The sequence below is a fragment of the Halodesulfovibrio spirochaetisodalis genome (assembly GCF_001672295.1).
Lineage (GTDB): Bacteria > Desulfobacterota > Desulfovibrionia > Desulfovibrionales > Desulfovibrionaceae > Halodesulfovibrio > Halodesulfovibrio spirochaetisodalis.
In genome coordinates, this window is the sequence record NZ_JXMS01000016.1 from 19,161 (window position 1) to 40,898 (window position 21,738).

General features: G+C 48.5%; 24 protein-coding genes. 4 read left to right on the forward strand and 20 right to left on the reverse strand.

The genetic code is table 11. The features are described from left to right. Window positions 1-27 precede the first annotated feature (27 nt). From rny to SP90_RS10025, 17 genes are all read right to left on the reverse strand, one after another. Window positions 28-1,587, reverse strand: coding sequence for a ribonuclease Y (gene rny, locus SP90_RS09945; RefSeq protein ID WP_066855295.1), 1,560 nt, complete (start codon window positions 1,585-1,587; stop codon window positions 28-30). 169 nt (window positions 1,588-1,756) lie between these two features. Beyond that, the gene (locus SP90_RS09950; RefSeq protein WP_066855298.1) at window positions 1,757-2,044 is read right to left on the reverse strand and encodes a cell division protein ZapA; all 288 of its coding nucleotides are present in this window, start codon (window positions 2,042-2,044) and stop codon (window positions 1,757-1,759) included. A gap of 6 nt (window positions 2,045-2,050) precedes the next feature. Further along, entirely contained in the window at window positions 2,051-2,287 is a 237-nt protein-coding gene (gene zapB, locus SP90_RS09955; RefSeq protein WP_066855301.1) for a cell division protein ZapB, read from the reverse strand. A 37-nt stretch (window positions 2,288-2,324) separates the two neighbouring features. Then, window positions 2,325-3,698 carry a bifunctional UDP-N-acetylglucosamine diphosphorylase/glucosamine-1-phosphate N-acetyltransferase GlmU gene (glmU, locus tag SP90_RS09960; protein ID WP_066855304.1) on the reverse strand — a complete coding sequence of 458 codons (1,374 nt, stop codon included), beginning with the start codon at window positions 3,696-3,698 and terminating at the stop codon, window positions 2,325-2,327. Window positions 3,699-3,932: 234 nt separating this feature from the next. Continuing rightward, window positions 3,933-4,337 (reverse strand): F0F1 ATP synthase subunit epsilon, encoded by a 405-nt coding sequence (locus tag SP90_RS09965; RefSeq protein ID WP_066855306.1) that lies wholly within the window; start codon window positions 4,335-4,337, stop codon window positions 3,933-3,935. A gap of 20 nt (window positions 4,338-4,357) precedes the next feature. After that, window positions 4,358-5,767: a F0F1 ATP synthase subunit beta gene (gene atpD / locus SP90_RS09970; protein ID WP_066855309.1), complete on the reverse strand. Its 1,410-nt coding sequence runs from the start codon at window positions 5,765-5,767 to the stop codon at window positions 4,358-4,360. Between the two features lie 19 nt (window positions 5,768-5,786). Beyond that, window positions 5,787-6,671 (reverse strand): F0F1 ATP synthase subunit gamma, encoded by an 885-nt coding sequence (locus SP90_RS09975; RefSeq protein WP_066855313.1) that lies wholly within the window; start codon window positions 6,669-6,671, stop codon window positions 5,787-5,789. A 16-nt stretch (window positions 6,672-6,687) separates the two neighbouring features. Further along, window positions 6,688-8,196 carry a F0F1 ATP synthase subunit alpha gene (atpA, locus tag SP90_RS09980; RefSeq protein WP_066855316.1) on the reverse strand — a complete coding sequence of 503 codons (1,509 nt, stop codon included), beginning with the start codon at window positions 8,194-8,196 and terminating at the stop codon, window positions 6,688-6,690. 4 nt (window positions 8,197-8,200) lie between these two features. Then, window positions 8,201-8,752: an ATP synthase F1 subunit delta gene (atpH, locus tag SP90_RS09985; protein ID WP_066855319.1), complete on the reverse strand. Its 552-nt coding sequence runs from the start codon at window positions 8,750-8,752 to the stop codon at window positions 8,201-8,203. Then, on the reverse strand, window positions 8,749-9,312 hold the full coding sequence (locus SP90_RS09990; protein ID WP_157471239.1) for a F0F1 ATP synthase subunit B family protein: 564 nt from the start codon (window positions 9,310-9,312) through the stop codon (window positions 8,749-8,751). Before SP90_RS09990 ends, atpH begins: the two co-directional genes overlap by 4 nt. A gap of 28 nt (window positions 9,313-9,340) precedes the next feature. Further along, complete coding sequence (locus SP90_RS09995; protein ID WP_066855322.1) at window positions 9,341-9,757, reverse strand: ATP synthase F0 subunit B; 417 nt, start codon at window positions 9,755-9,757, stop codon at window positions 9,341-9,343. Between the two features lie 349 nt (window positions 9,758-10,106). Next, the gene (locus tag SP90_RS10000) at window positions 10,107-10,478 is read right to left on the reverse strand and encodes a bactofilin family protein (RefSeq protein WP_066855325.1); all 372 of its coding nucleotides are present in this window, start codon (window positions 10,476-10,478) and stop codon (window positions 10,107-10,109) included. Window positions 10,479-10,533: 55 nt separating this feature from the next. After that, a complete protein-coding gene (gene rodA / locus SP90_RS10005) occupies window positions 10,534-11,649 on the reverse strand; it encodes a rod shape-determining protein RodA (protein ID WP_066855328.1) in 1,116 nt (371 codons plus the stop codon). After that, the gene (mrdA, locus tag SP90_RS10010) at window positions 11,646-13,442 is read right to left on the reverse strand and encodes a penicillin-binding protein 2 (RefSeq protein ID WP_066855331.1); all 1,797 of its coding nucleotides are present in this window, start codon (window positions 13,440-13,442) and stop codon (window positions 11,646-11,648) included. The genes rodA and mrdA overlap by 4 nt, the downstream gene beginning before the upstream one ends. Then, window positions 13,426-13,914 (reverse strand): hypothetical protein, encoded by a 489-nt coding sequence (locus tag SP90_RS10015; protein ID WP_066855335.1) that lies wholly within the window; start codon window positions 13,912-13,914, stop codon window positions 13,426-13,428. Before SP90_RS10015 ends, mrdA begins: the two co-directional genes overlap by 17 nt. A 26-nt stretch (window positions 13,915-13,940) precedes the next feature. Continuing rightward, window positions 13,941-14,762, reverse strand: coding sequence for a rod shape-determining protein MreC (mreC, locus tag SP90_RS10020; protein ID WP_066855338.1), 822 nt, complete (start codon window positions 14,760-14,762; stop codon window positions 13,941-13,943). A 73-nt stretch (window positions 14,763-14,835) separates the two neighbouring features. Further along, window positions 14,836-15,876, reverse strand: coding sequence for a rod shape-determining protein (locus SP90_RS10025; RefSeq protein ID WP_066855341.1), 1,041 nt, complete (start codon window positions 15,874-15,876; stop codon window positions 14,836-14,838). 89 nt (window positions 15,877-15,965) lie between these two features. Between SP90_RS10025 and SP90_RS10030 the strand changes: the two genes are divergently transcribed. From SP90_RS10030 to SP90_RS10040, 3 genes are all read left to right on the forward strand, one after another. Beyond that, on the forward strand, window positions 15,966-16,991 hold the full coding sequence (locus SP90_RS10030; RefSeq protein ID WP_066855344.1) for a TIGR01212 family radical SAM protein: 1,026 nt from the start codon (window positions 15,966-15,968) through the stop codon (window positions 16,989-16,991). Window positions 16,992-17,017: 26 nt separating this feature from the next. Further along, entirely contained in the window at window positions 17,018-17,494 is a 477-nt protein-coding gene (locus tag SP90_RS10035) for a methylated-DNA--[protein]-cysteine S-methyltransferase (RefSeq protein WP_066855348.1), read from the forward strand. Window positions 17,495-17,556: 62 nt separating this feature from the next. Further along, entirely contained in the window at window positions 17,557-17,910 is a 354-nt protein-coding gene (locus tag SP90_RS10040; RefSeq protein WP_066855351.1) for a hypothetical protein, read from the forward strand. Here the strand turns inward: SP90_RS10040 and zupT are convergent. The 3 genes from zupT to SP90_RS10055 all read right to left on the reverse strand — a co-directional run bounded on the left by zupT (window position 17,888) and on the right by SP90_RS10055 (window position 20,626). Continuing rightward, window positions 17,888-18,727, reverse strand: coding sequence for a zinc transporter ZupT (gene zupT / locus SP90_RS10045; RefSeq protein WP_066855354.1), 840 nt, complete (start codon window positions 18,725-18,727; stop codon window positions 17,888-17,890). The two genes, SP90_RS10040 and zupT, sit on opposite strands and share 23 nt — an antisense overlap. A 264-nt stretch (window positions 18,728-18,991) precedes the next feature. After that, a complete protein-coding gene (locus SP90_RS10050) occupies window positions 18,992-19,318 on the reverse strand; it encodes a hypothetical protein (protein WP_066855475.1) in 327 nt (108 codons plus the stop codon). A gap of 108 nt (window positions 19,319-19,426) precedes the next feature. After that, a complete protein-coding gene (locus tag SP90_RS10055) occupies window positions 19,427-20,626 on the reverse strand; it encodes an aminopeptidase (protein WP_066855357.1) in 1,200 nt (399 codons plus the stop codon). 259 nt (window positions 20,627-20,885) lie between these two features. Here SP90_RS10055 and SP90_RS10060 point away from each other — a divergent pair, with 259 nt between their 5' ends. After that, window positions 20,886-21,734, forward strand: coding sequence for an MBL fold metallo-hydrolase (locus SP90_RS10060; protein ID WP_066855359.1), 849 nt, complete (start codon window positions 20,886-20,888; stop codon window positions 21,732-21,734). The last annotated feature ends 4 nt before the right edge of the window (window positions 21,735-21,738 follow it).

Genomic DNA, 21,738 nt, shown 5'->3' on the forward strand with positions numbered 1-21,738 from the left:
GCGGTCTTTTTTGCTGACAGTTGATTGCTATTTTGCAAATCCTACTGCGCGGCGTTCGCGAATTACGGTAACGCGAATCTGCCCCGGGTAGGTAAGATTGTTTTCAATCTTATCTGCAATCTCTTTACAGAGCAGGTAGGTGGAATCATCATCAACGTTATCGGAGTTAACCATAACGCGGATTTCACGACCAGCCTGAATAGCGTATGCTTTTGCTACACCGTCAAATGCTGTTGCAATGCCTTCGAGTTCTTCGAGACGTTTTACGTAGTTCTCGAGGAGTTCTTTACGGGCGCCAGGGCGAGCACCGGAAAGGGAGTCCGCAGCCTGTACAAGAACAGCAAGTGCAGTGGTTGGCGGAGTGTCTTCATGGTGCGCTGCAATTGCATGCACAATGTCTTTTGCTTCGCCGTATTTTTTAGCCAGATCAGCACCGATAAGTGCGTGCGGGCCTTCAACTTCATGGTCGACAGCTTTACCAAGGTCATGCAGGAGACCTGCACGTTTAGCCTTTTTGACATCAAGGCCAAGTTCGGCTGCCATCATGCCACAGAGAGAAGAAACTTCCAGAGAGTGCTGCAGCACGTTCTGGGAGAAACTTGTGCGGTATTTAAGCTGACCGAGGAACTTGATAAGCTCTGGGTGGATACCGTGAACACCTGCATCAAATGTAGCCTGTTCACCAACTTCGCGAAGCTGTACTTCCAGTTCCTGCTCAACCTTGCGTACAACATCTTCGATGCGGGCAGGGTGGATACGGCCGTCGCTGATAAGACGCTCAAGAGCCATTTTGGCAATCTGGCGACGCAGCGGGCTGTATGCAGAAAGGATAACAGTTTCAGGGGTATCATCAATAATCAGGTCAACACCGGTAGCTGCTTCAATAGCACGGATGTTACGGCCTTCACGGCCGATGATACGACCTTTCATATCTTCGCTTGGCAGGGTTACCGCGGTAACGGTCTGTTCGCCCACGTAATCGCCTGCGTAGCGCTGGATAGCAGTAGCAATAATATGCTGGGACTTGCGGTTGGCAGTCTCTTTTGCTTCCATTTCAATCTGGCGGATCATTTTAGCGGCTTCGTGCTTGGTGCGCGCTTCCACTTCAGTGAAGAGGCGTTCTTTAGCTTCTTCAATGGTGAGGCCAGATACTTCTTGTAATTTTAATTCCTGCTCATCCAGTTTGGAATCGAGCAGAGCAGTTTTTTCTTCGAGTTTACGCTCTTTGCGGGTCAAGTCTTTATCTAAAGAGAGCAGTTCCTGCTCTTTCTGGTTGGCTTGTTCGCGTTTGCGTTCTACGCGTTCACTGAGTTCTTGAATCTTACGATCACGAGTTTTTGTTTCATTCTCACGGTCTTTAAATTCACGTTCAATTTCGCGTTTCTGTTTGTAAATCTCGTCCTGACCCTGAAGAATGATTTCTTTCTTTTGAGCCTGTGCTTCCTTACGAGCCTCTTCAATGATGCGTGTGGACAGTTCCTTCGCGTCACCCAATCGCTTAGAGGAAACAACTTTATGCAGTGCGTATCCGGAGCCAGCTCCAATAATAGCACCAACAAGGACGAGCCCGAATGAGATCAGACTCATACCTTTTCTCCCGTTATTACACACAGATTCGTTGAATCTGAGATGTACAAGTTTAGAGCACAACTGTGCCTTTATATATAAAGTGAGAGTGGCGTTAAGCCCCGACTGGCTGCATGTAAAAATGCAGTTTGCGTACAGTAAGCAGGAAACACAACCAAAGTCAGGCTGATTATTCTTGCGGGGCTGCAGGATCTTCAGTGCAGCCTTCCACTCTCATAGTTAATCGTTGTAACCGTTCTTCAAGTGCCTGCAACTTCTCTGCTGTTTGCAGATAATCATCCGCAAGACCTAAGACAAGGAAAGTGAGCAATTTTTCCTTACTGATAGGCATACCCGGACTGTAGAGCGTCTCGTAACGCTCCTCCACCAAAGTTTTAGCCCGTTCGACAGTGTCGTGGTCTGCTTCTGATTTAAAAGAGACCTCAGTGCCGAGTATCTTCAGATTGAAGCTGCGCATAGCGTATTACATGGAGTCTGCAGGGTTAGAAAGCTTTGTCAGTAAGCCGTCTATACGACCCATGACTTCATCTTTCGTAGAACGTTCGAGTTCCAACTCTTCCTTCAGAGCACGATTCTCTTCTTCAAGAACAGAAAGACTTACTTCAACTTCTTCTTTAAGCTGCAAGTTTTCGTTCTTAAGGGACTCTACTTCTTCAAGAAGAGATTCTAATTTTTTTTCTAAACGGTCTATAAGTTCCATAAGTTTTAACTATCCTTTTTGGTACGAGAAATCAATACTAGCATTTTTTGGGCAAGTTTTTCTGCTTGCTCCGAGCTACAGCAACAGCGTTTTCAGGAATGTTCTTAGTTATAACGGAGCCGGCACCTACAAGTGAGTTTTTACCCACGCAAACTGGAGCTACCAGAGAGGTGTTGGAGCCGATAAAGGCATTATCCTCAATGGTTGTCTTGTGTTTGTTAACACCGTCATAGTTGCAGGTGATAGTGCCTGCCCCGATGTTAACGTCTGTACCCACTTCAGCATCGCCAAGGTAGGTAAAGTGGTTTGCCTTGGAGCCTTCTCCTAAAACGGATTTTTTCATTTCGACAAAGTTGCCCACTTTGGAACCTTGTTTCATGACTGCACCCGGACGGAGTCTTGCATACGGACCTGCTACACAGTCTTTTCCGACTGTAGCCCCGTCAAGGTGACTAAATGGATGGATAACACACCCTTCCGCTAAATTGGAATCTTTAATCCAAGTGTTAGAATAAATTTCTGCACCGCGCGCTACATGGCTGTTGCCGTAGATTTCGCAAGGCCCATGCAGGACTGCACCCGGTTCGAGGGTTACCATTGGGCCCACACGGACGTATTCCGGCGCATGGATAGTAACACCTTGTTCAAGCCACTCCATGACAAGGTTTGCACGGAGGAGGGATTCTGAACGTACGAGCTCTGCAGGGTTGTTGATACCGAGCAGGTGCGGATCGTTTCCACAGTCTACGCCGATAACGGACATTTGCTCTTCTACAGCAAACCCTACGAGGTCTGTAATATAATATTCACCGCTGTTATTCTCGTTCGTGAGACGCTCGAGAAGCGGTGTAACACTTGCAACATCGAGCAGGTAGATACCTGCGTTGATTTCACGGGGTTCAGGGCCATGCAGGCTTTCATCGTAGTCTTTTGCTTCGATAATGGCAGCTACATCGCCAAGATGACGCACAACGCGACCAAATGAGCCGGGTTGCGGGAGGGTGAGTGTCATAAAACCAATGTCAGCATGACCGGCCAGACACTCTTTTAAGAAGTTGATAAGACGAGGCTGCGGCAACAGCGGAGTATCACCATTAATGACGAGTACATGGGAAACACCGGACTCTACGAGTTCGTTCCATGCTGTCTGTAATGCGTGTCCTGTGCCGAGCTGTTCGGTCTGAAGAATAAAATTGCGGTCTTCGTCTGCAAAGGCTTGCTCGATCATTTCTGATTTATGACCGATAACAGTCCAAATGCCTTCACCGAAGAGCGGATCTAAAGCTGTATATACATAACGGAGCATTGGTGCGCCTAAAAGTTCCTGAAGAACTTTAGGTTTATCTGAGTGCATACGGGTTCCTTTACCCGCTGCAAGTACAAGCGCTCCGATTGTCTCTCTGGCAGACATTTTTACTCCTGAGATAACGTGGTAACAAGTAGTTCTAACGCCTATGTACTACGTGCGGGAGCGGGGACTTGTCTAGTAGAAACGTATAATAGATGGAGATGAAAAGGGGTACAAAAACGCGAGGAAACGCGTACGAAAGGGAGGCTGGATGGTACAGTTGATTGAAATGGTTAATGATAAAAAAAGCAGGCTGTCAAAAGACAGCCTGCTTTTTATAGTGTAATTGCCTGAATATTATTCAGAACCACGCATCTTGAGGCGATGGAGAGAACGGGCAAGAGCTGCCCGTGCACGAGCGTAATCAACGGAATCCATATCCATGGACACGCGCTGCTCAGCACGCTCCTTAGCCTGACGTGCACGACCAAGATCGATATCTTCAGCACGTTCAGCAGCCTCAGCAAGGACGGTCACTTTGTTCTCGGAAACCTCAGCAAAGCCACCGGAGATAAACACATAACGTGTTTGTCCGCCAACGTTGTAGTGCAGAGGACCGATTTGCAGGGCAGCAAGGAAAGGAATGTGATTCGGAAGAATACCGAACTCACCGTCGAATCCAGGTGCACCTACATAGTCAACGTCTTCGCTAAGTACGAGCCGATCTGGCGTAACAATTTCGAGACGAAGTGTATTTTCCATAAGTCAGCTCCTTTTAGGGATTAAGCCTGCTGACCCTGGTTGTACTTCTCGATAGCCATTTCGATGCCGCCGACCATGTAGAAGTCGTTTTCGGCCATGTGGTCGTAGTCACCATCAAGAATGCCGCGGAAGCCTTTGATGGTGTCTTCAAGTTTAACGTATTCGCCAGGGGTACCGGTAAATACTTCCGCAACGTGGAACGGCTGGGAAAGGAAACGCTGAATACGACGAGCACGTGCTACAACGAGCTGGTCATCATCAGAGAGTTCGTCCATACCGAGAATTGCGATGATGTCCTGAAGATCTTTGTACTTCTGGAGAATCATCTGCACTTCACGTGCGATAGCGTAGTGTTCTTCACCTACAACGTTCGGGTCAAGAATACGGGAGGTAGAGTCAAGCGGGTCTACCGCTGGGTAAATACCAAGTTCCGCAATCTGACGGGAAAGTACGAGAGTACCGTCAAGGTGAGAGAATGTGGTAGCAGGAGCAGGGTCAGTCAAGTCATCAGCAGGTACGTATACAGCCTGAACAGAGGTAATAGAACCTTTGGTTGTGGATGTAATACGTTCCTGAAGGCCACCAAGGTCAGTACCGAGAGTAGGCTGGTAACCTACCGCAGATGGCATACGACCGAGGAGCGCAGATACTTCGGAACCAGCCTGAGTAAAGCGGAAGATGTTGTCAACAAAGAGAAGCACGTCCTGGTTCTCTTCATCACGGTAGTATTCCGCACAGGTGAGAGCTGTCAGCGCAACACGTGCACGAGCTCCCGGAGGTTCGTTCATCTGACCGTAAACAAGGGCGGCTTTCTCAAGAACGCCCGCGTCTTTCATTTCATGGTAAAGGTCGTTACCTTCACGGGTACGCTCACCAACACCAGCGAATACGGAGATACCACCGTGCTGCTTAGCGATGTTGTTAATCATTTCCATGAGGATAACTGTTTTACCTACACCCGCACCACCGAAGAGACCCATTTTACCACCCTTAGGGAATGGAATTAGAAGGTCTACAACTTTAATGCCGGTTTCGAGAACTTCAACGTTGGTGTCCTGATCGGTGAAATCCGGAGCAGGGCGGTGAATAGGCATACGCTTTTTAGCGTCAATAGGGCCCATTTCATCCACTGGTACACCAACAACGTTCATGATGCGGCCAAGGGAAGCATCACCAACAGGTACAGTAATAGCTGCACCAGTGTCAGTTGCTTCCATACCACGAACAAGACCTTCAGTAGCGTCCATCGCGATGGTACGAACTACGTTGTCGCCAAGGTGCTGTGCTACTTCACAAATCAGCACAGGGGCGTCGGTGTTATTCGGGTTATCAATTTTAACAGCATTCAGAATATTCGGCAGGTTGCCATCGGCAAATTCGATATCAACAACCGCGCCGATAACCTGAACGATTTTACCTACGTTAGCCATAGCTTATTCGCTCCCTTACTTATCCTTTCAGCGCTTCAGCGCCACCGACAATATCCATGAGGTCACTGGTAATGGCGGCCTGACGGGTCTTGTTGAAGATAAGTGTCAGGTTGTCGACCATTTCGTCACAGTTCTTTGTGGCATTATCCATAGCCGCCATACGTGCTGCATGCTCAGATGCAGAAGTATCAAGCAGACCACGGTAAATCTGGACCTTAATAAAGCGGGGCAGAAGCTCTGCAAGAAGACCTTCTACAGCTGGTTCGTAGATGAACTCTTTTTTAACGCCTGTGGTATCTTCTTCAACCTCAGGTGCTTCTTCAGAGGACATAGGCAGGATCTGCTGTTCAACAGGTACCTGTTTACCCATGCTTACGAACTCGCCGTAAATGAGTACAACTTCATCAAATTCACCAGTGAGGTAGGAGTGGATAACTTCCATTCCCAGCTCGTTGGCAAGAGAGAAGTCAAAATTGCCCATGGAATCCGGGTAGCCTTTTACAAGGTCAAACTCGGATTTTTGCGCAAAATCGCGACCTTTCTTACCGACGCAGTAGAATTTAACGTCTTTACCTTCCGCAGCTTTTGCTTTGGCAAGCTTTTCAGCCTTGGAAATAAGGCCTGCGTTAAAGCTGCCGCAAAGTCCGCGGTCGGAAGTTGCAAGCACAATCGCACAAGTCTTGATTTCCTCACGGACTTCAAGCAGTGGATGCGCATTCTCGTCTGCCTTGCTGGCAAGATCACCCAGCATATCGTAGAACTTTTCTGCGTAAGGGCGGAAACGCTCGATACGGGACTGGGCACCACGCAGTTTAGCAGAAGCAACCATGTTCATTGCTTTTGTAATCTGCTTGGTTTTCTTAACCCCGGCAATCTGTAGTTGGACATCTTTCAATGAAGGCATAAACTACCTCCAATCCTTAAGCGCTAAAGCTTTTTTTGAACTCGTCAATAGCGGCTTTCAGGCGACCTTCAATATCGTCGTCAATGACTTCACGATCTTTAAGGTCAGCAAGAATGTCGGACTTGGAAGAACGCAGGAAGTCGAGCAATCCGGATTCGAAATCACGAATTTTATCAACTTCAACGTCATCCATGAAGCCACGAGTAGCAGCATACATAGAAGAAACCTGCTCGCAGAATTCCATTGGCTCGTACTGAGGCTGCTTGAGCAGCTCAACGAGACGGGCACCACGATTCAGTTTAGCCTGTGTTGCTTTATCAAGGTCAGAACCGAACTGAGCAAACGCTGCGAGTTCACGGTACTGAGCAAGATCAAGACGCATTGTACCTGCAACCTGCTTCATAGCTTTAATCTGAGCAGCACCACCAACTCGGGATACAGAAAGACCTACGTTAATCGCAGGGCGGATACCGGCGTTGAAGAGGTTAGGCTCAAGATATACCTGACCGTCAGTAATGGAAATTACGTTGGTAGGAATGTATGCAGATACGTCACCGGCCTGAGTTTCAATGATAGGCAGAGCAGTCATGGAACCAGCGCCGAGATCGTCGTTAACTTTAGCTGCACGCTCAAGAAGTCTGGAGTGCAGGTAGAATACGTCACCCGGGAACGCTTCACGTCCTGGAGGGCGACGGAGCAAGAGAGACATCTGGCGGTACGCAGTAGCCTGTTTGGACAGGTCATCGTATACGATGAGAGCGTGTTTGCCGTTGTCACGGTAGTGCTCAGCCATGGTACAACCGGTGTATGCAGCGATGAACTGCAGTGGTGCCGGCTCAGAAGCGGTAGCGGAGATGATGGTTGTGTATTCCATCGCGCCGTGCTTCTTAAGGGTATCTGCTACAAGAGCAACGGTAGATTTTTTCTGACCGATAGCTACGTAGAAGCAGTGAATGTCTGTATTTTTCTGTGCAAGAATAGCGTCGAGACAAACAGCTGTTTTACCAACCTGACGGTCACCGATAACCAGTTCACGCTGACCACGACCTACCGGGGTCATAGCGTCAATAGCTTTAATACCTGTAGGCATTGGCTCGTGAACGGATTTACGTGCGATGATACCAGGAGCTTTAAGTTCTACAGGACGAACTTCTGCAGCTTCTACTGGTCCAAGGCCGTCAAGTGGCTGACCAAGCGGGTTCAAAACGCGACCCATAACTTCGTCACCAACTGGTACGGAGAAGATCTGACCGGTACGTTTTACCGGATCGCCTTCCTTAACGCCTGTATCGTCGCCAAGAAGAGCAACACCAACGTTGTCTTCTTCGAGGTTAAGAACCATGCCCATAAGGCCGCCTGGGAATTCCAGCAGCTCCATGGCCATAGCGTTACGAACACCGTATACACGAGCAATACCGTCACCAACGTAAAGTACGGTACCGGTTTCGCTCATTTCTACGCGCTGCTCGTAATTCTCGATCTGGCTTTCAATAATTTGGGAGATTTCTTCTGCTTTAATCTGCATGGCCCTACTCACCCCTCTTGATGTTTTCTTTCAAGATACCCAGCTGTGCTCTGAGGCTAGCGTCGAGTACCTTGTCGCCTACTTTCAGAACAACGCCGCCGAGAATGGACTTGTCAGTACTGAAAGACAGGAACAGCTTCTGGCCAGCCTGTTTTTCCAATTGGGATTTTACTTTATCGCACTTGGCCTTTGGAAGTTTGATTGCGGTAATAAGCTCACCGCGAACAACACCCTGATCGGCATCAAGCAGAACATTGTAAAAGGCTTGAATTTCCGGAATGGCAGTAAGACGGTCTTTGTCCGCGAGCAAATTGCAGAAGTTGCGGACAATAACGCTTACCTCTCCTTTATCCAACAAAGAAGCCAATACAGCTTTCTTTTCCTCTACGGAAATGATTGGATTACGGAATATTTTGCCAAGCTCAGGTGTGCTCTTGATCACTCCAGCCAGTGCATCAAGCTCCTTGCCGTAGGCATTCAGCTCTTTAGAGCCGGCCTTTTTGCCAAGAGAAAATAGCGCCCTGGCGTATCTTCTTGCTATGATGTTACCGGTCAACTGAGCACCACCTTAGTTAAGTATTTATCGATGAGCGCTTCGTGGCTTTTCTTGTCGAGCTTCTTAGCAATCATCTGCTCAGCAGCTTCGGCAACAAGATCTGCCATTTCTTCACGCATCTGCTCCATTGCCTGCTTTACTTCGTTCTCAGCAGCTTTGCTTGCCTGTTCCGTAATCTGGGCAGCGGACTTTTCAGCACGCTCAATGATAGCAGCCTGAGCTGCTTCACCCTGTTTACGGTATTCATCAAGGATGCTCTGGGCTTCTGCATCCATGTTTGCAATGCGCTGTTCAACATCAGCTAGCTTGGCTTTTGCATCTGCTTTGCGAGTTTCAAGAGATATCAGCTCTTCTTCAATGCCGCTTGCGCGACCACTAAAGAAGGCTTTGATCTTGCTTCCACCTGCATACCAGATGATGCCGAGTACGACTGCGAGGGTAATTACGCGGTATGCGAAGTTATCCCACGGTATGTCATGTCCGCCGGCTTGAGCGAACGCTGTACCTGCCATAAGCAGTACCAGCGCCGATGCACCAGCAATAGTTCTCAGCTTGTTCAAAGCGAACCCTCCTTCAACGCTTACGCGGCTATCCGAGCACTTTAGCCATGGTTTGTTCTGCAAGAGCGCCCACTTGCCCTTTCAGACTGGCCATTGCTGTTGCTACGTCGGTAGCGACTTTCTCTCTGGATGCAGCGATAGATGCCTGGGCGTCTGCGGTTGCCTTGGCTACAATGTCTGCTTCCTGAGCGAGAGCGGCCTCTTTAACTTTTTCGCGTTCAGCAACAGCTGCTTTGCGCGCGTCAGCAAGAGCGTTCTCGTAGTTCTTGATTTTGGAGTCAGAGGCTTCGACGAACTGTTCGGCGTCGCCAAGCAACCCTAACATTTTGTCCTGGCGTTGCTTGATAATCTCCCGGATGGGGCGGATCAGGAGTGCGTTCAAGCCAACCAGCACGATGAGGAAGTTCACCAATTGGATAAGTAACGTAATATCCAAATCGATCATGCCTGCTCCCTTGGTGAGGTTGTGAATTTAAGCTCAAAGTCGTTTCCGAATTAGCTGATTCACTATGTTGTGTCAAAACCTTTTTTAAAAAAAAGGGTTACTGTGTAATTAAACAGTCGTCCGCGAGGGCTTGATAATCGTAGCTTAATGAAAAAAGTTCACGGTAAGTGACGAGCTTTTTGCAGTATAACTATGCGAGTTTGATGGGTTACGCAGAAGCGCATTATTGCACAAGGAAAATGTGCAAAAAAATATAATGCGGGAGTCTGGAGCGGACGGGCGTTTTGAGCGAATAAAAAAACCGCCATCAGGCGGTTTTTTTATCAAAAATCATGAATAGCAGAGTGTACTATGCAGCAGGCTTGGCAGGAGCAGGTTTTGCAGCAGCTTCAGGCTTACTGTTCATGGAGATTTGACCTTCCACTTTAGCACCTTCTTCCATTACAAGAGCAGGGGTGTGCAGTGTGCCTACGAGGTTGGCTGTTTTGTGCAGCACAACACGCTCAGTGGCGTATACTTCACCGGTGATGTTTCCTGAAAGAATCATTTGGCTTACGCGGATCTGCCCTTTCATAATGGCGTCTTTGCCAACTACCAGAGTGCCTTCGGAAAAAACTTCGCCGGTAAAGTTACCGTCGATACGTACAGACCCTTGAAAGTTAAGCTTACCTTCGTAAATGGTGCCTGAACCTAAAAAGGCATTGATTTCGTCTTTGGCCATGGGAGACTCCTTTCTACTCACGCACGTTGCGCATCAAAAAAAATCGTATAACAGGTTAATCTGTTTTAAAAACAAATCGTCGCATCGAAACATTTAACACAAGGCCGATAAGGCACAGGTTTACCACCGTAGCACTGCCGCCGTAGCTGATAAATGGTAGCGGAATACCAACTACCGGCATAAGACCCATCACCATGCCCATGTTGATGAGAAACTGCCAGAAGAAGTAAAAGAACACTCCGGCGGAGAGAAAAGACCCGAAACGGTCTTTAGCATCTCGACTGGTGGTAAAAATAGCCAGCAGGAAGAGGCAGAAAAGAGACAGCAATAAAAGGCAGCCGATAAATCCCCATTCCTCCCCGAACACAGCAATTGCAAAATCCGTATGCTTTTCCGGTAAAAAACGCAACTGTGACTGTGTACCGCCGAGGAATCCTTTTCCTGTAATCTGACCGGAGCCGATAGCAATTTGCGATTGAATAATCTGGTATCCTGCACCCAGCGGGTCATCTCCCGGATTAAGGAAGGTGAGAACGCGCTGTCTCTGATAGTCGAGCATGCAGAACCATGCTACCGGAATAAGTGACGGGATAACCACTGCGCAGGTTTTAAAAACCCGTCTGGTAAGTCCCCTGAATAAAATGATTCCACCCACGTTGAGCAACATGTTCAGTGTTGTTCCAAGATCCGGCTGTGTCAGGATAAGACCTGCCGGAATGGAGCAAATGGCGAGCATGATGAAAAGTTCCTTCCAGTCCAGCGGATGAGCAGAACGGGAAAGAAGCCGTGCAGTAATAACGATGGTGGAAATTTTAGCCAGTTCACTCGGTTGAAAGTTAAAAAAGCCGAGATCAAGCCAACGGCGAGCGCCGTAAATGGTTTTTCCGGCTACCGGAACCAGTATGAGCGTTATGATTGTCAGTATGAAGAGCGGCCAGGCCAGACTTTTCAAGTGTCTGTAGTCAACAACGACAGAAAGGATAAGGACACCGAACCCGATTACACCCCAGAGGAGCTGTTTCTGGTAATAGGCTGTAACAGCCATACCTTCCTGAGACATGAACGCGCTGGCAGAGTAGAGGTTGAGAACCCCGATAGTGAACAGCAGAATTGTGCTGAACAGCAATCCCCAGTTCATATGAGTGAGTAGTCGTCTGTCAAATGCGATCATTTCTGAGTCTCATAGATGTAATTCAGAATGTTACGGACAATCGGCCCAGCGGTGGAAGAACCGCCGCCGCCATGCTCAACCATAGCTACAACAACATATTTTTTATTATTGAATTTTGCCCAGGCAGCCATCCATGCGTGGTCACGCTGCCAGTATTCAAGGTCTTCATTTTTTAAGCGGTTGTCGTCTGCATCAATTTTAAGCTTCATAACCTGCGCAGTACCTGTCTTAGCTCCGACAACTGCTTTGTCGGTTCGCAGGATACGGCCTGTGCCGCGTTTGGCTTCTACAGTTTCCTGCATTGCCTTAACAATGAAGCCACGCTGTGTCTCGGTCAGCGGCGAAGTAGCTTTAACTGACTTCGGGGCACCTTTAAACAGGTTAGGTTTAAGAAGCTCACCGTTCTCATTGAGAAGTGAGGATATAAAGACGGCAATCTGAACCGGAGTAACCAGCGTAAAGCCCTGTCCGATGGACGTAATAACAGTTTCACCACCCTGCCAAGGCTGGTTGAAGCGCTTACGCTTCCATGCTTTGGAAGGCACAAGGCCGGAACGTTCGTGTGGTAGGTCAATGCCTGTCTGTTTTCCAAATCCGTTCTTACGCGCAAAGGCTTCGATTTTATCAATGCCGATCCGTTGACCCATTTCATAGAAATAGACGTCGCAGGAGTGTACCAGTGCTTCCGTCAGATTCTGCGGCCCGTGCCCCCACTTTTTCCAGCAGCGGAACGTGTGGTTGCCCAGTTTATGTTTACCGGTACAATTGACGGTTTCATTCGGGTCGATACCTTCCTGCAGGTACAAACCTGCCATGAGTAGCTTCCAGATAGAAGCCGGAGGGTATACGGATTGGATGACGCGGTTCTGGAGCGGAAATTTTGGGTTGTCGCGTAAAGCGCCCCATTCTTTGTGGCTCAAGCCGCGGGTGAATGCATTAGGATCAAAACTTGGTGTTGTTACCAGTGCGTAGAGTTCGCCGGTATCCGGATCCATAACAACGATGCAGCCTGCCTGTCCTTCAAGTTGTTTTGCAGCAAGTCGCTGCAAACCGAGGTCAATGGACAGGTTAACGGACGACCCAGCGGTTGGTTCTTCCAGTGTCTGTGAGTTGTACTCACGACCTGAAATATCCACTTCCATCTGGCGCAGGCCTTTGGTGCCGCGCAGAGTGTCTTCACGAATCAGCTCGAGACCCTGTTTGCCGACGGTGTCGCCAAGATCCAGTTCTTTGTTTTTTTCCAGTTCTTTTTCGTTCGCTTCAGAAACGTACCCGAGGATATGAGCAAACAGCTCTCCCTCTGGGTAGAATCGCTGCGGACGAGTCATGACAACGATTCCCGGCCAGTCCAGTGAGTTTGCTTCAATGGTGGCAAGCTGGGAAAAGTCGATGGTAGGTACAAGCAGCATAGGTTCGAACGCTTTGGCGCGTCTTCGACTCTTTTTGTAGCGCTTTTCGATCTTTTTAAGGGGAACGTCTGTCCAAAGACTGATTTGCTTCAGGGTGGCATCAATATCTTTTACGTCTTCACGCACGATACCGAGACCGTATGCAGGGCGGTTTTCGGCGAGAAGTTCGCCGTTGCGTGCACGAAGTAAGCCGCGGGGAGCGTAGATCTGTGCCTGCCGGATACGGTTGTCTCTGGCTTTTTTAGCAAAATCTTCGCCGTGGTGAACCTGAAGGTACCAGAATCTGAGCAAAAAGATGAGGAAGAGCAGTAAAACAAGCCCTTGCAACAGCCATAATCCAGCCTTTGGTGGTTGGTATCCTTCCGGATCAAGTTGCATTGACATTACGCAGGAATCCTTGGCGGAATGAGTACAGAACGAGCCATACAAGAGGAATGAGGCCGGCAAGCAGGCAGCTGTCAGCAATGAGCAGCTGCATATTTACCTGAAACGTCTGCAGGTTTGCCATAAGCAGTGTAAGGCAGACGTTCCAGACTCCCAGCGCGCACGAGACCAGAACGATAAAAAAGAAGTTATTTGCGTCAAACATCCAGCGGCCATAATGCATCAGGATGAGTGCGGAACAATACCAGAGCGTGGATGAGCCGAAGGACATGGCTCCTGTTCCTTCCTGAATGAGAGCAAACATGGTGATTAACCAGAATGTCTGACGGGGTTTTTCTTCCTGCATTGAGCAGATAACCGCAGGCATGAAAAAATCCACACCTGCGATTGCAAACTGCATCCAGATGGCTACAACTGTATAGCCGAGCCACCAGAGGATATTTTTAATAAGTGGGCGCCTACTTTTTCGCATTACCCTGTCCGTGTGTGAAAACAGTGCTAATTCGTTGCATTCTGTTTTGTAGGTTCTGAAGAGGACTGTTCATTGGTCTGAAGCGCCGCTTCAGTTACGACCGGAGTAAGAGGTGCCTGAAGCAAGATAATTTCTTCAAGATTGCCAAGGCTCGCAAGCGGCACAGCCTTCACTGTTTTGAACAGTGAAATGTCTGAATGCGCAACGGAGACGATTCTGGCAATAGGCAGACCCTTCGGGTACGCTCCTGCAAGACCGGAGGTTACAAGCAGTTCTCCCTCTTCAAGCTGAGCGTTGATAGGGACATACTTCAAGTGCAACTCATCACGGTTGCCGGAACCTACAAGCAGGCCGCGTGTCCGGTTATTGCTGCTGATAACAGCGATACGGCTGTTCATATCAGTGAGCAGCAACGCGGAAGAGGTGGTAGGACCTGCTTTGATTACACGCCCCACAACTCCTTCATGGGTGACCACAGGAGTATTCTTATCTGCGCCGTCCATGAAGCCCTTATCAAGGATGATAGAGTCCAGTTCGGCCTGTACCCCGATTCTGTATGAAAGCACACGGGCAGCGACCCTGTTCCATTCCGGTGGCGGAGACAGGTGCATGAGTGCCCTAAGTCGTTTTAACTCGGCAACGTTTTCTCTGGCATCAGCAAGCGCAAAACTCAAGTTTTCCACTTGCTCCATGAGCCGGACGTTCTCTTGCTGTACACCCTGCAGGTAGATGTATCTATTCCACAGGTCGGTAGCGTTGTTTACTACCCATTTACCGGGCTTTAATACTGCTCCGGTAAATTCTAAACCGGTGTTGGCAGCAAACCGGTCAACCGCACCGGAACGCATGTTCCATGAAAGTAGCAGCAGGTACAGAAGAAGAGCGCTGAACAGGAGAAGAAGAGTGCGTTTGATTGAGGAGTTAATCGACTGTTACCTCCTTCAAAATATCCAGATTATCAAGTGCTCTACCAGTACCGATTACAACTGTGGAGAGCGGATCGTCCACAACGGTAATAGGCAGGGAGGTCTCTTCACGCAGGAGCTGATCGAGACCTTTGAGCAGGGCGCCGCCGCCTGTGAGAACAATACCGCGGTCAACAATGTCCGCTGCAAGTTCTGGTGGAGTCTGCTCAAGTGCAATGCGAACAGCCTGAACAATGGAGTCAACCTGTTCTGCAATGGCTTTACGGATTTCTTCAGAAGTAATGGTAATGTGCTGCGGAATACCTGTGACGAGGTCGCGGCCTTTTACTTCGAGGGTTTCTTCTTCCGGCATGTTGTATGCGGAAGCTATTTTAATTTTGATGTCTTCTGCGGTGGCTTCACCAATGAGCATGCTGTATTTACGCTTAACGTGTGTCATAATGGCTTCGTCCATTTTGTCACCGCCAACGCGTACAGATTTGGAGTACACAACACCGGAGAGGGAGATAACAGCAACTTCTGTTGTACCACCACCGATATCAACTACCATGTTGGAGGTAGGTTCCTGAATCGGGAGGTTTGCACCGATTGCTGCTGCCATAGGTTCTTCAATCAGGTAAACTTCACGTGCGCCTGCACTCTGTGCAGATTCTTTAACAGCACGTTTTTCAACCTGAGTAATACCGGTTGGAACACAAATGATGATTCGTGGACGTACAAGGCGACGGGAGTTGTGGACTTTGGTGATGAAATGACGGAGCATAGCTTCCGTAACTTCGAAATCTGCGATCACGCCGTCTTTCATCGGGCGGATTGCCTGAATGTTACCCGGGGTACGTCCAAGCATGCGCTTGGCATCTTGCCCTACAGCAAGTACAACGCTGCCGCCGCGGCTGTCTTTTTTAACAGCAACTACGGAAGGCTCGCGCAGTACAATGCCTTGTCCTTTTACGTAAACGCAGGTGTTTGCGGTACCAAGGTCGATAGCAAGGTCGTTGGAAAATATTCCAAGAAGAAAATTTAGTGCGTTGGCCATGTGCTCTCGCTTGCTTTGGTCTTTGATGTGGCTAGGTACATCATAATCTGTTGAAAAACTCGTAAATTAGAGCAAAAATTCAAAAAAAAATGAATAGATATCTCCAATTGGCAACTTACTTTCGCTATCGTTTTGCAGAACGCGTACAAAAAATCCCTTTAGATGCCGGGGCGACCTGCCCTAATAGAGACGGAACGCTTTCCAGTTCCGGTTGCATTTTCTGCAACCCCTCAGGCTCGGGTTCTGGAATGGGTCTCCAGGGGATGAATTTGAATGATCAGTGGGATTTCTGGTATAACAAGTATACACGCTCCCAAAACGCGAGATTGTTTATAGCTTATTTGCAGTCTTTTTCCAATACTTATGGGCCTCCGGAAAAACTCTCTGAAAATCTTGATTCTATCGCATCTTTACAAGGGGTTATGGGAGTATCTATCGGCACAAGGCCCGATTGCATTAATGTAGAAAAATTAGACATCATTGCAAAACTGCAATTGGATGAGGTTTGGCTTGAATTGGGGCTTCAATCGGCGCATGACCGGACGCTTACGCATATAAATCGTGGTCATTCTTATGAAGATTTCGTTCAGGCGGTCACTCTTGCAGCGGAAAGGAACATTAATGTTTGTGTACATCTTATTGCAGGGCTGCCCAATGAAACCATAGACGATTTTCTACAGACTGTTGAAATGGTAAGCGAACTTCCGATACGTGGAATTAAGTTTCACAGTCTGTATGTTGCAGAAGATACAGTGCTGGAAACAATGTGGCGTAATGGTGAATATACGCCAATGACAGAAGCCGAGTTTATTGATGCGATAGCCCGTGCGGTTCCTAAGGTACCGAGTACGGTTGTTGTGCAGCGATTGACTGGTGATGCACTTGAAGGTGAGTTGCTTGCTCCGCACTGGGGTACTCCTAAGCGTGTACTGGTAGATAAAATTATGGCAGAGCTTGTTGCCCGCGACATGTGGCAAGGAAAGGAAGTTGACGCACAGCAAGGTATCCCGTTGTGGTTTACCATACGAGAAAACCTGCCGAGACGATTGCGTGAGCAGTGGGATGCAGAGTATGATGCTGTTGCAGAACAGTTGGGCTTTTTGCCGCGACAGTAAATAATATTCCCGATACGGAGCGTGGCATGTTGTTACCGGAAGTCGAACAGGTTGTCGGCAAAAAATTGCGCCTTATTCTTAACTGGCAGGATGATAGGCTGGTAGAGCTTTCACTGCTTTGGGCAGAAGGTGAGAAAAGTTCTGCTAAATTATCCAATACTGCAGAAGAATTGCAGCAGTGTCTGTTACAGTATGAATCCGGAGTAAAAGTACAGTGGCCGGACATTTCTTTTGCACTTGAAAAAATGACACCATTTGGTCAAAAGGTTCTTACTGCTTTGATGCAGGTTCCCTACGGGGAAACGCTTTCCTACGGTGAGCTTGCCGCTCTGGCTGGAAGCCCGAATGCGGCACGCGGTGTAGGGCAGATTATGGCTCGTAACCGGTGGCCGCTGATCATTCCCTGTCATCGGGTGGTGGCAGCTTCAGGCATTGGCGGTTTTTCTGGACAGGGGCTGACTATGAAACGGTACCTGCTTGGTATCGAGGGCGTGTTGCCTTAAACATGTTTTATTTGGCACTGGTTGTTTTTTGAAGGTACCAGCGGCAGACAGTGGAGATATGAATGACGAGTAAACAGACTTCAATTGAATCAGTATTAAAGCGCATGAAGAAGTTGAAGGTCGGGCAGTGCGTGGATATGCGTTCGTTCAAGCGCAACCGTTCTGTTGTGATTATCTGCTGCGGGGAAGACTCGTTTCGTGTTGTGGAAGACGGCTTTTATCAGGAAGTATGGGAAAACCAGACTGCGGATAAAGTAAAGCGTCTCCTGAAGACTCTTTTGAAAAAAGAGTTTCCGCGTTCCAATAAAATTCGGTTGTACACGCTTGATTCATATGAAGAGGCAAATGTGAACCGTATGGCGCATGGCGCAGGCCGCTATGGTGAGACGTGCCCTACAAAAAAAGTAGCAGGCTAAGTGCCATAACTGCCATACCGAGCACCAGACCGTATATGGAAAGGTGATGTTCGCCGTATTCCTGCGCTGTGGGAAGAAGTTCGTCCAATGAGATGAACACCATAATTCCTGCAACAGCAGCAAAGATGACTCCGAATACAGTGGGGGTGAGGAACGGCATGAGCAGCAGGTAGCCAATGAGAGCGCCAACCGGTTCTGCAAGGCCGGATAAGAATGAAAGGGTGAAGGCTTTGCCACGGCTTTCTGTTGCGTAGTAGACAGGTACGGCAACAGCAATGCCTTCAGGAATGTTATGAATAGCAATAGCAACCGCAATGGCGAATCCAAGATTCGGGTCAGTGAGCGCTGCTGTAAAGGTTGCCAGCCCTTCAGGAAAGTTGTGGATTCCTATTGCAAGCGCGGTGAAAACGCCCATTCTGAGTAATTTTTTATTATTCTGTTCTTCTGTCCCTTCTTCTTCCAACTGCTTTTCGATATCTTCAATATCTTCAATTTTCCGCACTTCATGCGGGTTTTCTTCACTCGGAACAAGTCTGTCGATGATGCCGATGAGCAGGATTCCGCCAAAAAAAGCAGCCACAGTCACCCATGTTCCGGCTACTTCTCCCAGTTCTGATTGTAGCTCCACTTTTGCTTTGACAAAAATTTCTATGAAAGAAACATACAGCATGACTCCAGCTGAGAATCCCAGTGCAACAGAAAGAAAACCAGTGTTTGTCTTCTTAGTGAAAAACGCAAGAATAGAGCCGATGCCCGTTGCTAAACCGGCAAAGAGTGTGAGTCCAAAGGCGAAGAATATGGTTTCGTAATCGTGCATGCGGGTCCTTACGCGAGAAGTGGAAGTAAGAGAGTGAGCTTGTAAGGCGTCAGTATACCAAATAAAAATAAAAGTTGTTGTATAGAACTGCAAGAAAAAAGCACCGTTAGCATCAGTAACGGTGCTTCAGATCAACAAAACCCGCACATTGCGGTGTCCTTTGGGTAAAACTAGACGCTCGCATATATTCTGAATGCGTTGCCCTAATTTTTTTATTCCCTTATTGCACAGAGTTGTTCCAATAAGGCAGATGACGGCAGAAGGCTAGTGACCGGAATGATCCATAACATGGTTTAAATTTGCCGTGTTATGTGTGACCAGTCCTCCCTCAATCCAGAACCGTGTCAGGCTCCATTCATCAACGTCAATATAATCAATACGGCCTGAGCATTCTTTTGTCAGATGCGGCTTAATGGCATCCATGAATTCATCAATCATGAAATAGATGCCTTCAAAGCTGATGGTGAAAAACGTGCCATCCAGCTCCACTGCATCTTCATCCTGCTCTTCAATGAAAGATAATGCAGCCTGATAAAGCTCTGGGCTGGCATTGGAAATACTGCCGTATACTTTAATAAGAATGTGTTCCATAGGGGGCGATGGTGCCTTCTTTGCGATAGACGGGCAAGCGAAAAGTGCTGAGCCTGCCATCGGCAGCTTTACGCTGAAGCCGATTGGTAGTTTTCCAGCAGCGTCTGCCTATAGCGCGAACTGTCCTTTTTCGTAGATGGTTGTGCGTGTTCCGTTAGGGCGGATAGCTACAACTCGTTTTTCTTCAGTATTTACAAGATCCCAATGCAAAGCAGATGAGTTGAACCCGAGGGTCTTGCGGGTGCTTTCCGTCAGTTCAGTTGCGTCTCCGCTGAATGTATTGGAGTAGGAGTTGCCCAAGGCAATATGCATTGAACCGTTTTTGCCACCGTGGTTTTCATCGTACAAGGTATTCGCCATGAATGCTGAAATCGGTGAGAAGCGTTTATCAACCAGCGCAAATTCACCAAGGAAGGCAGCACCGGTGTCCTGATTCAACTGCTGCTCAACAAACATCTGATTGTGTTCTGTTGTCACCTTGGTTGCGCGCCCATCTTTGAAGATCAGTTGAATGTCCCCGATAATGTTACCGGAGCGGAATGTTGGAAGCGTTGATTTGTAGACACCGTTTGTGTGGCGCATATCCGGTGAAACATACAGTTCAAATGACGGAATATTTCGTCCGGTGAATCCAACCCACGTGCGGCGTTGTCCGATACGCAGTGACAGATCAACGGATTCAGATTCAATGTGCAGGCTGCAATCGCCGAAGCTGTTGAGCCACTCTGTCAGCTCATCAACCTGTTTTGCAAACTGGCGCCACTCATAGGTCGGGTCCGGTTTGGTCAGGTAACATGCCTGTTTGATTTGCTGGGCATATTCTTCAATGGTGATTCCCGCCTGCGCTGCAAGCGCCTGCGTAGGGTACATGCACAGCGTCCAGCTGAAAGTTCCCATGTCTTCACGAGTCTGCATGATGGTGCGCAGCGGCTGTTGCGCTTTGCTATGCATTGCAATCAGTTCAGGATCAATGCTGGCAAGGTGCCCCAGCGAAGCCGGTGCATAAATAGAAATGGAGCCATTGAGATGGTTATACATATCCCGCTGACCCGGAATAAGTGTAGTAAGCCGCTTGTTGTTTGCTTTGGTGTATTTGTCCACCTGCATTCGCGGCGTTTCATTCATGCGCGGGACAGGAATCATGCCCCTGTCATGGATTAACGAACACACTTCTTCAGCAAGTGCGAGACCTTCAATGTCAAAATTTACGAGAATGATGTCACTTTTTTTGTAAGGCGCAGTGCGGGCGCGGGACAGTGCCCAGAAGAGTACTTCGGCGTATCGTTCCAGAGTGAGTGTATCGTACATATATTCTCCTTCCATTCTCGCAGACCAGTACGGCAGGACATTGAGAACGGGCTGAGCCATGAGGTTATCTTTGTTAAGATTGTGACTGGAAGGAGGCGGTTGTGCAAGGGGATTCCAGTCGTTTTGTGAAAACAACGTGACACATCTGTTTTCATACTACACAACCTGCATTGTGTATGCATTTATGTAATGTACCTGTGCGAAATCTGATAGTAAGGTTATATCCATATCCAGCTAACTCTTCGCAACAGGAGCGGCTATGCTTGTACGATGTTGGGGAGCGCGCGGAAATATTCCGGTTTCCGGTGCACAGACACAATATTATGGTGGCGCAACACCGTGCCTTGAGGTGCGTACTTCCGACCGGTCTGTCATTATTTGTGATGCGGGAACAGGCATACGCAATTTGGGAAGCGCGCTGCAGCAGGACTCTATCTCTGAGTATCATCTGCTGTTAACGCATGCTCACGATGATCATCTGACAGGCCTGCCATTCTTTGAACCGCTCTATGATGCCGCAACAACAATGAATGTATTCGAACATCAGGCGCTTCGCGAAAAGCTTGAGAAAATGTGTGATCCTGTTGAAGCGCAGTCCTTTTCCCCGCAATGTACCCGAGAAGTGGAAGCACAGATAGATTGGAAGCCTGCATTGGAATACGGGCAGTTGGTGCAGATTGGAAGTGCACTGGTGACAGCAATCCCAGCGTCGCACCCCGGGCGGTGTGCCGGATTCAAAATTTCAGACCGTGGCAAAACTGTGGTCTATCTGCCGGACAACGAGCTGGCTTTTGATCACGGTGCGGATATGGATTTTGACGCTTACGCAACCATCTGTGCCGGAGCAGACCTGCTGGTGCATGATGCCCAGCTTACGTGTGATGAATACACCACCTGCAAAGGGCAGGGACATTCTTCGTGGCGGCAGGCTCTGGAACTTGCCATTGCTGCGGATGTGCAACAGCTCGGATTATTTCATCATGCTGTAGACAGGACAGATGAGCAACTGACACGCATTGTGGAAGAGTGTAAGCGCGAGGCTGCACAACGTTCGCCACGGTTGCTGTGCTTTGCCATGCGGGAAGGCGCGGAAGTAGTGCTTTCCTGAAGCA